At 66.1% G+C, this 13,131-nt stretch carries 13 protein-coding genes and 1 riboswitch; of the genes, 5 read left to right on the forward strand and 8 right to left on the reverse strand.

All coding sequences use genetic code 11. The features are described from left to right. The first annotated feature begins 25 nt into the window (after positions 1–25). Positions 26–1,000, forward strand: coding sequence for a Bug family tripartite tricarboxylate transporter substrate binding protein (locus AC1DFC_RS13290; RefSeq protein ID WP_007827906.1), 975 nt, complete (start codon positions 26–28; stop codon positions 998–1,000). A gap of 36 nt (positions 1,001–1,036) precedes the next feature. Here AC1DFC_RS13290 and AC1DFC_RS13295 read toward each other — a convergent pair whose 3' ends face one another. Beyond that, the gene (locus AC1DFC_RS13295) at positions 1,037–1,885 is read right to left on the reverse strand and encodes an HAD-IIB family hydrolase (RefSeq protein WP_478179379.1); all 849 of its coding nucleotides are present in this window, start codon (positions 1,883–1,885) and stop codon (positions 1,037–1,039) included. A 94-nt stretch (positions 1,886–1,979) separates the two neighbouring features. Between AC1DFC_RS13295 and AC1DFC_RS13300 the strand changes: the two genes are divergently transcribed. The 3 genes from AC1DFC_RS13300 to AC1DFC_RS13310 are packed head-to-tail and all read left to right on the forward strand — an operon-like array spanning position 1,980 to position 4,625. Further along, positions 1,980–2,975: an ABC transporter ATP-binding protein gene (locus AC1DFC_RS13300; RefSeq protein ID WP_478179380.1), complete on the forward strand. Its 996-nt coding sequence runs from the start codon at positions 1,980–1,982 to the stop codon at positions 2,973–2,975. An 8-nt stretch (positions 2,976–2,983) separates the two neighbouring features. Beyond that, complete coding sequence (locus AC1DFC_RS13305) at positions 2,984–3,820, forward strand: ABC transporter permease (protein WP_478179419.1); 837 nt, start codon at positions 2,984–2,986, stop codon at positions 3,818–3,820. Position 3,821: 1 nt separating this feature from the next. Next, the gene (locus AC1DFC_RS13310) at positions 3,822–4,625 is read left to right on the forward strand and encodes an ABC transporter permease (RefSeq protein ID WP_413332507.1); all 804 of its coding nucleotides are present in this window, start codon (positions 3,822–3,824) and stop codon (positions 4,623–4,625) included. Between the two features lie 9 nt (positions 4,626–4,634). On the opposite strand, the gene AC1DFC_RS13315 is transcribed toward AC1DFC_RS13310, so the two are convergent. From AC1DFC_RS13315 to AC1DFC_RS13345, 7 genes are all read right to left on the reverse strand, one after another. Further along, positions 4,635–6,269: a peptide chain release factor 3 gene (locus AC1DFC_RS13315; protein ID WP_478179381.1), complete on the reverse strand. Its 1,635-nt coding sequence runs from the start codon at positions 6,267–6,269 to the stop codon at positions 4,635–4,637. A gap of 55 nt (positions 6,270–6,324) precedes the next feature. Continuing rightward, complete coding sequence (locus AC1DFC_RS13320; protein ID WP_478179382.1) at positions 6,325–6,468, reverse strand: hypothetical protein; 144 nt, start codon at positions 6,466–6,468, stop codon at positions 6,325–6,327. A 166-nt stretch (positions 6,469–6,634) separates the two neighbouring features. After that, entirely contained in the window at positions 6,635–7,072 is a 438-nt protein-coding gene (locus AC1DFC_RS13325) for a hypothetical protein (RefSeq protein ID WP_478179383.1), read from the reverse strand. Between the two features lie 292 nt (positions 7,073–7,364). Further along, the gene (locus tag AC1DFC_RS13330) at positions 7,365–7,748 is read right to left on the reverse strand and encodes a hypothetical protein (RefSeq protein ID WP_478179384.1); all 384 of its coding nucleotides are present in this window, start codon (positions 7,746–7,748) and stop codon (positions 7,365–7,367) included. A 49-nt stretch (positions 7,749–7,797) separates the two neighbouring features. Further along, positions 7,798–8,292, reverse strand: coding sequence for a TIGR01841 family phasin (gene phaP, locus AC1DFC_RS13335; RefSeq protein WP_478179385.1), 495 nt, complete (start codon positions 8,290–8,292; stop codon positions 7,798–7,800). A gap of 161 nt (positions 8,293–8,453) precedes the next feature. Next, complete coding sequence (locus tag AC1DFC_RS13340) at positions 8,454–9,113, reverse strand: hypothetical protein (RefSeq protein WP_478179386.1); 660 nt, start codon at positions 9,111–9,113, stop codon at positions 8,454–8,456. A 137-nt stretch (positions 9,114–9,250) separates the two neighbouring features. Continuing rightward, positions 9,251–11,407, reverse strand: coding sequence for a hypothetical protein (locus AC1DFC_RS13345; protein WP_478179387.1), 2,157 nt, complete (start codon positions 11,405–11,407; stop codon positions 9,251–9,253). Between the two features lie 148 nt (positions 11,408–11,555). Beyond that, positions 11,556–11,624, forward strand: a riboswitch (S-adenosyl-L-homocysteine riboswitch). A gap of 65 nt (positions 11,625–11,689) precedes the next feature. Here AC1DFC_RS13345 and ahcY point away from each other — a divergent pair. After that, positions 11,690–13,129 (forward strand): adenosylhomocysteinase, encoded by a 1,440-nt coding sequence (gene ahcY, locus AC1DFC_RS13350; RefSeq protein WP_413314859.1) that lies wholly within the window; start codon positions 11,690–11,692, stop codon positions 13,127–13,129. The last annotated feature ends 2 nt before the right edge of the window (positions 13,130–13,131 follow it).

Consider the following 13,131-nt stretch of genomic DNA (forward strand, 5'->3'; position numbering starts at 1 on the left):
TTCAAAGTCAGGACCCCCGTCAGCCATGCTCCGCCGCTCCACCTTCCTCCGTACCGCCGCCACGCTCGCTGCCTGCAGCCTCGCCTTTCCGATAGCGGCCTTCGCGCAGGGCTTTCCCACCAAGCCCATCAAGCTGATCGTCGCGTTTCCGGCCGGCGGCCCGACCGACATCACCATGCGCCAGCTCGCCGACAACGCGAGCAAGATCCTCGGCCAGCCGGTGATCGTCGACAACAAGCCCGGCGCCGCCGGCACGCTGCCCGCGCAGGCGCTGCAGACCTCGCAGCCCGACGGCTACACCGTCGCGCAGATCCCGCTGGGCGTGTTCCGCATGGGCTACACCACCAAGATCAACTGGGATCCGCTCAAGGACATCACGTACGTCATCAACGTCACGGGCTATGCCTTCGGCATCGTCGTGCCTGCCAACAGCCCCTTCAAGACCTGGGCCGACTTTGTCGCCTACGCCAAGGCCAACCCCGGCAAGCTGACGTACGGCTCCACCGGCAACCTCACCAGCCCGCACCTGACCACCGAGATCGTCGCGCAGAAGGCCGGCATCGAGCTGCAGCACGTGCCCTACAAGGGCAGCGCCGACCTGATGCTCGCGGTGGTCAGTGGTCAGCTCATGGCTGCCGCCGACAGCACCGGCTTCGCGCCGCAGGTCGAGGCCGGCAAGCTGCGCGTGCTGAACACCTGGGGCGAGAAGCGCCTCGCGAAGTTCCCCGACGCGCCGACGCTGAAGGAACTTGGCTACGACGTGGTGCAGAACTCGCCCTTCGGCATCGGCGCCCCCAAGGGCACGCCACCCGAAGTGGTGAAGAAGCTGCACGACGCGTTCAAGCAGGCGATGGAAGAGCCGAGCTACGTAGCGGCGCTGGGGCGCTACGACATGCTGCCTAACTACATGAGTTCGGCGCAGTACACCAAGTTTGCGCAGGACACGGTGGTGCGGGAGAAGGTGGTGATCGAGAAGCTGGGGTTGGCCAAGGAGAAGTAAGCCTGCGGCTTTCATCCAGATTGCCCGTCGGCCCGGTCAGCCAGTGTCGAGGCCAGGGCGCGCCAAGATGATCGCGCGCGCTGCTTCGGCAAACCCCGCACCGCGCTCGCCCTGCGTCACATAGCGCGGCAGGTGTTCCAGCTGCGGCACGAAGCGCGCCACGTTCGCCACGCCGATGCTGTGCGCGAAGGTGCGGAACATCAACTGGTCGTTGGTGGAGTCGCCCACGTAGGCCCAGCGGTCCATCTCGTCGTCGAGGGCGCGGCCCCACAGCTCACGCGTGATCCAGCGCGCGCCTTCGAGCTTGTCGTTGTCGCCATACCAGCCGTTGATGTGGATGCTGCTCACGGTGGCGTGCATGCCCTCGCCGCGCATCAACGCCACCACCTGAGCGATCGTTGCGTCGCTCAGCTGAACGAACTCGCTGTGGTCGATGGCGATGTCGGTCTCGCGCCCCGGCGAGTCGGTAGCGCGGCCCACGCCCGGCAGCTCGCGCTCGATGCGCTCCAGCACCGCCTGCATGCGCGCGAAGTTGGCGGCGCGTGTGGGCTCGTCCTGCTGGTAGCGCTTCTCGACGCGGCCGTCGGCCGAGGGCAGCAGCGCCACAGCGCCGTTCTCCGCCACGATGGCGTCGATGGGCCAGGTGTTGACGAAGGGCAGGCTCCAGCCCACCGGCCGGCCGGTGATCGCCACGACGCAAAGGCCCGCGGCCTTGAGGTCGCCCAGCGCCTGCAGCGCATCGGGCGTGATCGCGCCTTCGTGGGTCAGTGTGTCGTCGATGTCGGTGAAGACGCCCACGAGTGCGCTGCGCGCGGCCGCCGGCCACTGGGCCAGCGGCAGCAGGTGATGGGGCGGGGAGGGCAAGGGAGGCGACTGCGATGGCATGGCGTGCATCTTTTGGGGAGTCGGTGATCGTAGCGGCGCTTTCGTGTAGCATCCCGCCCCCTGCCGCGCCATCGAGGCCGGAGCGGCGCCTTCCATGCCTCACATCCTCGTCGACCACCTCCGCAAGACCTATCGAATCTCCGAGCGCGATCCCGGCGTGATGGGCGCACTGCGCGGGCTCGTGCAGCGCCGGCACCGCACGGTGGAGGCGCTGTCGGGCGTGTCGTTCGCGCTGGAGAGGGGCGAGCTGCTGGGCTTCATCGGGCCGAACGGCGCGGGCAAGTCGACCACCATCAAGATCCTCGCGGGCATCCTGCGGCCCGACGGCGGGCGCGTGGAGATCGACGGCCGCGATCCCTTCGCCGACCGCGAGCGCCACGTGGCGCGTATCGGCGTGGTCTTCGGTCAGCGCACTCAGCTGTGGTGGGACCTGCCCGTGGGCGACGGCTTCGACCTGCTGCGCGACATCTACCGCGTCGATCCGCAGCGCTACCGCCGCACGCGCGACGAGCTGGTCGCGCTGCTGCACCTGGAGCGCGTGCTCGACCAGCCGGTGCGGCAGCTCTCGCTGGGCCAGCGCATGCGCGCGGAGATCGCTGCGGCGCTGCTGCACGAGCCCGACATCCTGTTCCTCGACGAGCCGACCATCGGGCTCGATGCACCGTCGAAGCTGGCGGTGCGCGACTTCGTGCGCCGCGCCAACCGCGAGCGCGGCACCACCGTGCTGCTGACGACGCACGACATGCACGACATCGAGGCGCTGGCCCGGCGCGTGATCATCATCGGCCACGGCCGCGTGCTGGCCGACAGCCCGGTCGAGGCGCTGCGCGCGCAGGTGATGGCGGAGCGGCGGCTGGTGGTCGACTTCGCGCAGGACGTCGAGCTGCCCGAACGGGTGGCCGGCGCGAGGATGCATTCGCGCGACGGGCAGACACTGGTGCTGGACTTCGATCCGGCCGTGACCACGGCGCCCGCGCTGATCGCGCGCATCGCGGCCACGCATGCGGTGGAGGACATCCGCCTTGAAGGCCTGGCGATCGAGGCCGTCATCGCACGCTTTTATGCGATGCATGGGGCGGTCGAAGCGTGATGATGCCGATGCCCGTGCGCGAACTGGTGCGCCCCTACGTCGCGGCCTTCGCGTCTCGCTTCCTGCAGATGCTGCAGTACCGCACGGCGGCGCTCGCGGGCTTCGGCACGCAGTGCTGGTGGGGCGGCATCAAGGTGATGGTGCTGGCGGCCTTCTACGGCGGCGCGTCGATGGCCGGCACGCCGATGTCGCTCGCGCAGGCGATCACCTACAGCTGGCTCTCGCAGGGCTTGCTCGTGCTGGTGCCGTGGCTCGGCGACCCGGAGGTGGCGCAGGCCGTGCGCACCGGCGCTGTGGCTTACGACCGGCTGCGGCCGGTGGATGCCTATGCGCTGTGGTTCGTGCGCAGCGCGGGTTGGATTGCGGCCCGCGTGCTGCCGCGCGTGGCGCTGGTGGCCGCCTTCGCGGCCGTCGCGCTGCCGCTGGCCGGATTGGGCGATTGGGCCTGGCAGCCGCCGGCGAGCCTTGCCGCCGCGGTCGCGTTCCTCGCATCGGCCGTCCTCGCACTGTTGCTGTCGACCGCGATGGTGATGCTGCTCAACATCGCGACGGTCGCGGCGCTCAACGAGCGAGGCATCAACGCGCTGGCGGGCCCGGTCGTCATCGTGTTCTCGGGCAACCTGCTGCCGCTGGTGCTGCTGCCTGACGCCTGGCAGGCAGCGCTGCTGATGCAACCCTTGGCCGGCGTGGTCGACATTCCCGCGCGGCTCTACTTCGGGCTGATGAGCGGACCGCATGCGCTGGCCGGGCTCGGACTGCAGTGCTTCTGGATCGCGGTGCTGGTCGCGCTGGGCCATGCCGCCATGGACCGCACGATGCGCAGGCTGGAAGTGCAGGGCGGCTGACATGGGGTCCATCGCGCTTCTTGCTCGCCTTGTGAAGGCTTCGCTCGGCGGCCAGGCGCGCTACCCGGCCTCGGCGCTGATGCTGACGCTGGGGCAGTTCCTCGGCACCGGCATCGAGGTCATCGCGGTGTGGGCGTTGTTCCACCGCTTCGGCGAAGTGCAGGGCTGGCGCCTCGGGGAAGTGGCGCTGTTCTACGGGCTCGTGAACTGCATGTTCGCGGTGGCCGACGCGCTGGGCCGCGGCTTCGACACGCTGGGCACCGAGTTCCTTCGCACCGGCGCCTTCGACCGGCTGCTGCTGCGCCCGCGCCCGGTCGCGTTGCAACTGATGGGGCACGACTTCCGCATCAGCCGCGCGGGCCGGCTGTTGCAGGGCGGCCTCGTGCTGGCGTTCGCGACGGTGCAGGCGGACATCGGCTGGACGCCGGCCGCAGTGGGCATCGGATTGTTCGCGCTGGCCGGCGGCGTGGCGCTGTTCCTCGGCATCCTGGTGCTGCAGGGCACGCTGTCGTTCTGGACCGTGGAGAGCCTGGAGATCGCCAATGTGCTGACCTACGGCGGCGTGCAGGCGGCGCAATACCCGCTGGCGCTCTATGCGCAGTGGTTCCGCCGCGTGCTGACCTTCATCGTGCCGCTGGCCTGCGTGGCGTACTACCCGGCGCTCGCGATCCTCGGTAAGCCCGATCCGCTGGGCGCGCCGGCCTGGGTGGGCATGGCGTCGCCGCTCGCCGGTTTCGTGTTCCTGGCGGCGGCATTCGGCGCATGGCGCATCGGGCTGCGCCACTACGCCTCGACCGGCAGCTAGCTCGCCGGTTCAGCCCGCCTTCTGCAGCGCCAAACCCGCGTGCTCGCGCAGCGGATGGAAGTGGATCTTCGGAAAGCGCTCCTGCGCCAGCCGCACGTCGTAAGGCGAGGTGCACAGGAAGGCCAGCGTGTCCGCCGCATCCTTGGCCATGCGCACCGGATAGGCGTTGACGAACTCGCGCAACTCGGCCGGCGTGTCGGCCGTGATCCAGCGCGCGCCCGTGTACTGGCAGCCTTCGAGCCGCACGTCGGCGTCGTACTCGGCCTTCAGGCGGTGCTGCACCACTTCGAACTGCAGCTGCCCCACGGCACCCAGCAGCATCGGCCCGCCGACCTCGGGGCGGAACACCTGGATCGCACCTTCCTCGCCGAGTTGGGCCAGGCCCTGCTGTAGCTGCTTGGTGCGCAGCGGGTTCTTGAGGATCACGGTCATGAACAGCTCGGGCGCGAAGAAGGGCAGCCCGGTGAACTGCAGGCTCGCGCCGTCGGTGATGGTGTCGCCCAGCTGCACGCCGCCGTGGGTGGTGAAGCCCACGATGTCGCCCGCGTAGGCCTCTTCGACCGCCTCGCGGCGCTGGCTCATGAAGGTCACGACGCTGGTCGGGCGCAGTTCCTTGGCCGTGCGCTGCACCTTGAGCTTCATGCCCGGCGTGTACTTGCCCGAGGCCATGCGCACGAAGGCGATGCGGTCACGGTGGTTGGCGTCCATGTTGGCCTGCACCTTGAAGACCACGCCCGCGAAATCCTTGTCCTCGGGCTGGATCTCCTTCACCACCGGCTGGCGGTTGACCATCGTGGTGCTGGTGCGTGACTGCGGCGAGGGCGCGAGGTCGACCAGCGCGTCGAGCACTTCCATCACGCCGAAGTTGTTCACGCCGGAGCCGAAGAACACCGGCGTCTGCTTGCCGGCCAGGAAGGCTTCGCGGTCCCAGGTCGGCGAGGCGCCGGTGGCCAGCTCCATGCTTTCCATGGCGTGCTCGAAGTCGGCGCCGAAGCGCTTGACCAGCGTGTCGCGCTCGCTCAGTGGAATGGTCTCGAAGTCCTGCGGCAGCCGCTCGCTGCCCGACTCGAACACCGTCATCGCCTGCGTGCGGAGGTTCATGATCCCGCGGAAAGACTTGCCCTGGCCGACTGGCCAGGTCATCGGCACGCAGGGCATGCCGAGCTCGCGCTCCACTTCGTCGAGGATGTCGAGCGGCTCGCGCACTTCGCGGTCCATCTTGTTGACGAAGGTGATGATGGGCGTGTCGCGCTGGCGGCAGACCTCGATCAGCCGGCGCGTCTGCGCTTCCACGCCGTTGGCGGCGTCGATCACCATCAGGGCCGAGTCGACGGCCGTCAGCACGCGGTAGGTGTCTTCGGAGAAGTCCTTGTGGCCGGGCGTGTCGAGCAGGTTGATCACATGGTCGCGATACAGCATCTGCATGACCGACGAGGCCACCGAGATGCCACGCTGCTTTTCGATTTCCATCCAGTCGGAGGTCGCATGGCGCGAGGCCTTGCGCGCCTTCACCGAGCCGGCGATCTGGATCGCGCCGGAGAAAAGCAGCAGCTTTTCGGTCAGCGTGGTCTTGCCGGCATCAGGGTGGGAAATGATCGCGAAGGTGCGGCGGCGGCGGGTTTCGGCTACGAAAGGTGATGACACGGGGAGCTCCAAGAACCCGCGATTTTCGCAGACTGGCCAGAAGGAGCCGAACGGGTCACTCGGCCAGACCTATGTGCAGGTTGTCGAAGGGCGGGTCGGCCCGCATGAGCGCGATGACGCCGTTCTGTGCCAGCAGGTACCTGTTTCCGGTGCTGCCGGTGCCTTCTCGCACCTGGAAGTTGCCGGACGCGCTCAGCATGTCGAGGGCCAGCGACCGGAAGTACCGTCTGGCCGTGAATAGCTGGTCGTGTAGCCGGTCGAGTCGACGAATGCGGTTCCGAAGGAGCCCCCCGTCGAAGCGATATGCATGCGCATCGCAGGCCAGTACACGGGGATTGTTACACCCGTCGGTCGCTGAAGGCCTGTCATGAATATCCAGATCGGATAGGGAAAAAGTGGGGAACCAGGAGCGACGTACGGTGAATAGTTTTCTGAAGCCTTGGAAATCCTCCGACGATGGCGCCGCTCGCAGTCCTGAAGCGCGCGGTGTTGTATGTCGCTGTGATGCGCTCGTTCGCGAAGATGTAGGTCCCGGGGGCGTTTGGATCCTCGCTAAAGGTGCCTGCAGTTGCATCGCCGCCAGGCGCCGTCATCGCGTAGAGCTTCTTGTCGAAGTCGATGTCCAGCATCTGCTCCGTGCCGTTGGTCGTGAACACTGTGTAGTGCCCGTTTCGGGCATCCCAGCTATCCTTGAAAAGGCTGACTTCCACATAGCCGCGGGCGCTCTCGAAGGGTAGTCCAACGACGACCGAAAGGGCGTCGTTATATATCGCGTAGTACCTCTTGGTACCTGCGGAGTTCAAGAGCCGGACGCCTTGTGATTTTCCGATCCACGCTAGCGAGAGGCTGAGTTCGCCGACGGCTCCCTCTGGCGTGACCGCTGTGCGTATCGAGTTCCAGTTGCCGAAGACATTAGCTCCCCAACTGCCGTCGTTTGATGCACCGACGTATCTGGTTTTAGACCAACTGGCGGCAGAGGCATCGCTCCCGGGCTGCCGCCGTACGCGCGAACCGGGGGTATTCGTTGTCACGCCCCATTGGAGGCCTATGCGGCGATGCGCTTCGCCGGCGCGGGGCCGCGACAGCGTCTAGCTTTCAGGCGAAGTCGGGCGGCGTCGGCGGCTGCTGTGGAATCGTGGCCTCCCGCATGAAGCCGGGCCCAGGCAAGGCACGGCCGCTCCTCCGAGCGCGGCGAGTGTTCTCTTCATTGCAGTGTGTCCTCGAATCGGCATCTTTGATGCGGCTGCATCGGCCGTGCACCCCCTCCAGGTGCTTCTCCCAATCGTATCTACGATTGATGATTTTGGAGACTTTTATAACAAGAATATGAGCAGTCGTTGCCAAAGAAGGTGTCTGGCGTGCGGCTTCCTTCCTAGAACCGCCTGGGCCATCCCCGTACGTCTGCATCTGCGCCTCGACCCGCGCCGTGAGTACGCGGCACATGGCCATCGGGTCGAGCGGGGAGAACTTGTTCGTCATGCCGGTCGCTCCCTCGGGGAGCGGCGATGGCCGCGATGCGCGGCCCTGCCTACTGCTTGCGCTGCAGCATCTTCGTGACCTCGTCCACGTTGGCCTGGATGCGCTGGCGTACCACGTCGAAGGCATCGGCCTGCGACTTGGCCGCAAGGTTCGCCAGCTCCTTGATGTCGTCAATGGCGCGCTGGAACGACTGGCGGCCGAGCTCGTCGAGCTTGGCGAGATTGGCCTTCGGATCCTTGCCCGGCATTTCCTTGGCGGCGGTCTGCCATTCGGCGATGGCGCTCTTGATCATCTCGGTCTGCCGCTGCACGACAGTCTGCAGGCCCTGGTAGGACTTCTCGTTGGCCTGCATCAGCGCCGCCAGATCCTTGCGGCCGCTCTCCAGCAGCTTGCCGGCGCCGCCGGTCAGATTGAGGTCCTGCAGCCGGTCGGCCATGCCCTTCAGCGGATTGAGCATGTCCGCGGCGGTCGGTGCCGCCTTCTTCTCGCTGGCGGTGCTGCTGGTCGTGGTCTTTTTGGCGGCGGCTTTCTTGGCAGTGGCCATGGTGCGGAATCTCCTGTGACGGTGAGCGGGTGGATTGCAAGGACCGGCCGGACGGCAAAAGTCCCTCGCCACGATACGCCGCACCGGTGCGCCAGAGGTCGCCGCAGCGACAAAAATGCCTGCGGGATTTCCCTTGGGTGCCGGGCTTTCCGGCTATCGATTTACATCGGTGGCGCGAAGCCGTTGCGTCCGGCGGTCACGCGCAAGGCGGTGGGCGTGCCGTTCTTCTCCTGCGCATTGACCAGCACGTAGGCGCCGGGTGCCAGCAGCGCGTCGGTGCCGGGGCGGAAGGTGACCACGGGCACGTCGGGAGGCACGATGACGGTCTTCTCCCCGCCCTTGTAGGTCAGGCGCAATTGCTGGCCGCCGTGCACGGATTTGGGCGCCGCGGCCAGGTCGGCGACCGTGGCGTTGGTCATGGTGCTTTGCGGCAGCAAGTCCCATGGGCGATGGCCTTCGCCGGTGCCGCGCGCGGCCTCGGGGAACACCACCACTTCGAGCGCCTTCTGTGTGCCGTCGGCCTGCGGCATGGCGGCGGTGCCGGTGAAGCTGCCACGCTTAATGTCGGACAGCTTGATGCGGTAGACCTCCGACAGCTGCATGTCGGCCGGCCGCACGAGGCTGATGACTTCGCCGCCACGGTCCTTGACGATGAGTTGCTTCGCGTCGGCATAGACGACAGTGCCGCGGATGCGCGCCGGCGGCTGCGCCGGTGCGGCCGTGGCTACGGGCTGTGCAGCGGCGATCGTGGGGGAGGCGAGCGCGCCCGAAAGAGTGAGGGCCGCCAGAACGGCGGAGAAAATTCGGGAAAGGGTGTGCATGAAGGCCTCGTGGGCCGCCGCGCAGACCGAGAGGTGCTGTCGTACGGCGACTGGAGCACTGTACGGCACTCCGCGTTCCTCTGTGTCGGCGGGCAGCGCGATCGCGTCGCCTGCGCCCGCCGCACGATTCGTCTGAATCAATCCATCAAATTGATCTGGAGATAGCCGGCAGTCGATGGACTGTTAGCACCGACGATCGCGAAGATCTTTGCGCCTTGCATCGCGAAGTAAGTCAGGCCCGCGCCGCCATTCGTGATCACTCGCATGCCGTCGGGGTCGAGTGCCCCGAAGACGTTCAGGGCCGCCGATGTCGTGCCGTCCGTGGCAATGGCGCTTCGAGTTGATTGCGTGGCCTGCACGTTCACGGCGCCCCACGAGCCCTGGGTGCTAGCGCCGGCGCCGGTGCCGGTCGGCCAGGCGCTGCTGTCGCTCACGCCGATCCGAAACACTGAGGCCAGTGGGTCTGTGGCCAACTTGCCGGCAATCAGGAAGATCTTCTGATTGCCGAGTCGCGCCACCGAGAAGATCGAATAGTTGGTGGGGTTAGTGACTTCGGTCATCGTCCAGGTGTTTGCGGTGCTTCCGGCCGAGATGGTCCAGGTCTGCAACGATTCACTCGGGCAATTGCTGATCTTGTAGATCGTGTTGTTGGTGCATCGAATCAGCGTCGAGCCGTTGCTCGATATCTGGAACTGCGAGATCGTAGAGCTGGCGGATGCCGACGCGACATCGATACCGAAGCGGTTGTAGACCCCGTCCAGCGCGGCCGCGTCTGTTTCGAGGGCGCGCGAGGCGACGAAGGGTTGCACCGCATAGCTCGTCGTTGCCGCCTGAGTGACGGCGAATGGGAAGGCTCCGACGACCGTGTCTGTGGCCAGGCGGAAGCGCGCGGTGTTCGCCGCGCTCGTGATCCGGTCGCTGGTGAAGACATACGTGCCGCTTTCCGATGGGTCGCTGGCAAGGGTGCCCGCGCTGACCGCGCCGGCGCTGTCCGTCATCTCGTAGCGCCCTGTGTCCATGTTGAGCGCGAGCCATTGCCGAGTTCCGTTGGTTGCGAACACCTTGTAGCGACCGTTTCGCGCATCCTGTTCGGCACCGGTGTCGAGCAGATTGATCTGGATGTAGCCCTGGGTGTTGGCGTTGCGTGTTCCGACGATCACGGAGAGCAGGCCGTTCTGCATGACGTAGTATTTATGGTCGCCGGACAGGTTGAGTCCGCGGATACCGTCAGGTCCTCCTCCCATCGTGGTGATGGGCAGTTCGAGGGTGCCGAAAACGCCGTCCGGCGTGATGCTCCGGCGCGTCGACAGCGCGCTGCTCAGATTGTTTACGCCCCAGGTTTTTTCCGTCGACAAGCCGATTGCCCGGCTGGCGGGCCATGCCGTCGAATCCTGAAGGCCGATGCGCAGCGCCTGTTGGTTGGACGGGCTGAACGACGTCCCGGCGGTGAGATAGACGTTCTGGTCACCGATACGCGCCATGCGAAAGGTCTGCTGGTCGGTGGTGTCGGCCGGGTTCGTGCCACGCCAGAGACCGGAAGCATCCGCCGTGATGGTGTACGACCGTTTCGAAGACTGGGGGCAGTTCTCGATCCGGTTGATGGCGTTGTCGAAGCACATCTCGAGCAGACGGCCACTCTGCGAGATCTTTAATTGCAGGATCTGGGAGTCCGCAACGCCGAGGCTGCTGCGGCTGATGCCGAAGCGGTTGTACGTGCCATCGAGTTGCGCCGCATCGGTCACGAAGGAACGGACTGCGAGGAACGGTTGAACGGCGTAGGTCGCCGGATTGGAGTAAGGCGCAGCGAACGGGAAGCCACCGACCACCACGTCCTGCGCAATCCGAAAGCGCGCATTGTTCACGCTGCCGGCCACTCGGCTGTTCAGAAAAACGTAGGTGCCGGTCTCGGCGACGTCGTTGATGAAACTGCCCGAGGTCGCATCGCCTGTGCCGTCGGTCACTGTGTAGCTCATGGTGTCGAAATTGATCGACAGCATCTGCTGTGAGCCGTTGGCGGCGTAAATGCGGTAGACGCCGTTGCGCGCATCGCCCGGTGCTCGCCCGGAGAGGTCGAGGCGCGCCTGCTTCGGTGTGTTGGGGTCGACACCTTCTGCGATCAGCGAAGGCTCGGCCTCCGCGGAACTCACCGCCTGCAATGCGGTATCGGTCTTCAAAGAACCGGACGACAGCCCGGCGCCGCCGAGGCCGCCTGAGGCTGATCCGCCGGAACCTCCGCCGCAGGCTGCCAGCAGGCCGGCCAGACATGCAACCAGGACTTGTGTCCGAGACCTCATGGCGACTCCCTTGTTGGTGTTTGTTCTATGCAAGCCCTCCGCTTGCAATCCTCGATTTATCGTAACAGAGTGTCTTTACTGCGCGATTGTGAAAATCCCGACAAACCTCTATCGCCTTGCAGGACCGGCCGCCCCGTCTACAATCCGCCGTTCCGAGGAGCGTTGCAGCGCCGCCAGGCGTGAGGCTCGGACCACATCGCAACCACGCTCACCCGCTGTTCTCGCGGTGAGTCTTTCCCCGTAGGCAGTGGCATCTTTCAAACCAGTTTTGTTGGAGTTCCCATGAGCGCCGTTCTCAAGCCCACCCCCGTTTCGACCGCCGACCAGGCGATTGCCGACCTGTCCCTCGCTGCCTGGGGCCGCAAGGAAATCAAGATCGCGGAAACCGAGATGCCCGGCCTGATGGCCATCCGCGAGGAGTTCTCGAAGGCACAGCCGCTCAAGGGCGCACGCATCACGGGCTCGCTGCACATGACCATCCAGACGGCCGTGCTGATCGAGACGCTGCAAGCCCTGGGCGCGACCGTTCGCTGGGCCTCGTGCAACATCTTCTCGACGCAGGACCACGCCGCCGCGGCCATCGCCGCTGCGGGCACGCCGGTGTTCGCCATCAAGGGCGAGTCGCTGAAGGACTACTGGGACTACACCCACGCCATCTTCGACTTCGGCCCCAAGGGCTCGAAGGGCGAAGGTCCGAACATGATCCTGGACGACGGCGGCGACGCCACGCTGCTGATGCACCTGGGCCAGCGCGCCGAGAAGGACCTGGGCGTGCTCGCCAACCCGACCAGCGAGGAAGAGCGCATCCTGTTCGCCGCCATCAAGGCCAAGCTGGCCGCGGACAACACTTGGTACACCCGCAAGTCGGCCGAGATCATCGGCGTGACCGAAGAGACGACCACCGGCGTGCACCGCCTGAACGAGATGAGCGCCAAGGGCACGCTGCTGTTCCGCGCCATCAACGTGAACGACTCGGTCACCAAGAGCAAGTTCGACAACCTGTACGGTTGCCGCGAATCGCTGGTCGACGGCATCAAGCGCGCGACCGATGTGATGATCGCCGGCAAGGTGGCCTGCGTGGCCGGCTACGGCGACGTGGGCAAGGGCTCGGCACAAGCGCTGCGCGCGCTGTCGGCGCAGGTGTGGGTGACCGAGATCGACCCGATCAACGCGCTGCAGGCCGCGATGGAAGGCTACAAGGTCGTGACGATGGAATACGCCGCCGACAAGGCCGACATCTTCGTGACCACCACCGGCAACAAGGACGTCATCACGCACGACACGATGGTCAAGATGAAGGACCAGGCCATCGTCTGCAACATCGGCCACTTCGACAACGAGATCGACGTCGCGTCGATCGAGAAGTACGAGTGGGAAGAAATCAAGCCGCAGGTCGACCACATCACCTTCCCGGACGGCAAGAAGATCATCCTGCTGGCCAAGGGCCGCCTCGTGAACCTGGGCTGCGGCACGGGCCACCCGAGCTTCGTGATGTCGTCGTCGTTCGCGAACCAGACCATCGCCCAGATCGAGCTGTTCACCAAGCCCGACGCCTACCAGGCCGGCAAGGTCTACGTGCTGCCCAAGCACCTCGACGAGAAGGTCGCGCGCCTGCACCTGAAGAAGGTCGGCGCCATGCTCACCGAGTTGACGGACGCGCAGGCCGCCTACATCGGCGTGAGCAAGAACGGTCCGTACAAGCCGGACACGTACCGCTACTGATC

This window comes from Variovorax sp. 10L421, assembly GCF_056395365.1.

Bases quoted from the DNA above. Each gene is read 5' to 3' on its own strand.
- AC1DFC_RS13290 (WP_007827906.1), top strand. From the start codon at position 26: ATGCTCCGCCGCTCCACCTTCCTCCGTACCGCCGCCACGCTCGCTGCC.
- AC1DFC_RS13295 (WP_478179379.1), bottom strand. From the start codon at position 1,885: ATGCCATCGCAGTCGCCTCCCTTGCCCTCCCCGCCCCATCACCTGCTG.
- AC1DFC_RS13300 (WP_478179380.1), top strand. From the start codon at position 1,980: ATGCCTCACATCCTCGTCGACCACCTCCGCAAGACCTATCGAATCTCC.
- AC1DFC_RS13305 (WP_478179419.1), top strand. From the start codon at position 2,984: ATGCCCGTGCGCGAACTGGTGCGCCCCTACGTCGCGGCCTTCGCGTCT.
- AC1DFC_RS13310 (WP_413332507.1), top strand. From the start codon at position 3,822: ATGGGGTCCATCGCGCTTCTTGCTCGCCTTGTGAAGGCTTCGCTCGGC.
- AC1DFC_RS13320 (WP_478179382.1), bottom strand. From the start codon at position 6,468: ATGCTGAGCGCGTCCGGCAACTTCCAGGTGCGAGAAGGCACCGGCAGC.
- AC1DFC_RS13330 (WP_478179384.1), bottom strand. From the start codon at position 7,748: ATGACGAACAAGTTCTCCCCGCTCGACCCGATGGCCATGTGCCGCGTA.
- phaP (WP_478179385.1), bottom strand. From the start codon at position 8,292: ATGGCCACTGCCAAGAAAGCCGCCGCCAAAAAGACCACGACCAGCAGC.
- AC1DFC_RS13340 (WP_478179386.1), bottom strand. From the start codon at position 9,113: ATGCACACCCTTTCCCGAATTTTCTCCGCCGTTCTGGCGGCCCTCACT.
- AC1DFC_RS13345 (WP_478179387.1), bottom strand. From the start codon at position 11,407: ATGAGGTCTCGGACACAAGTCCTGGTTGCATGTCTGGCCGGCCTGCTG.
- ahcY (WP_413314859.1), top strand. From the start codon at position 11,690: ATGAGCGCCGTTCTCAAGCCCACCCCCGTTTCGACCGCCGACCAGGCG.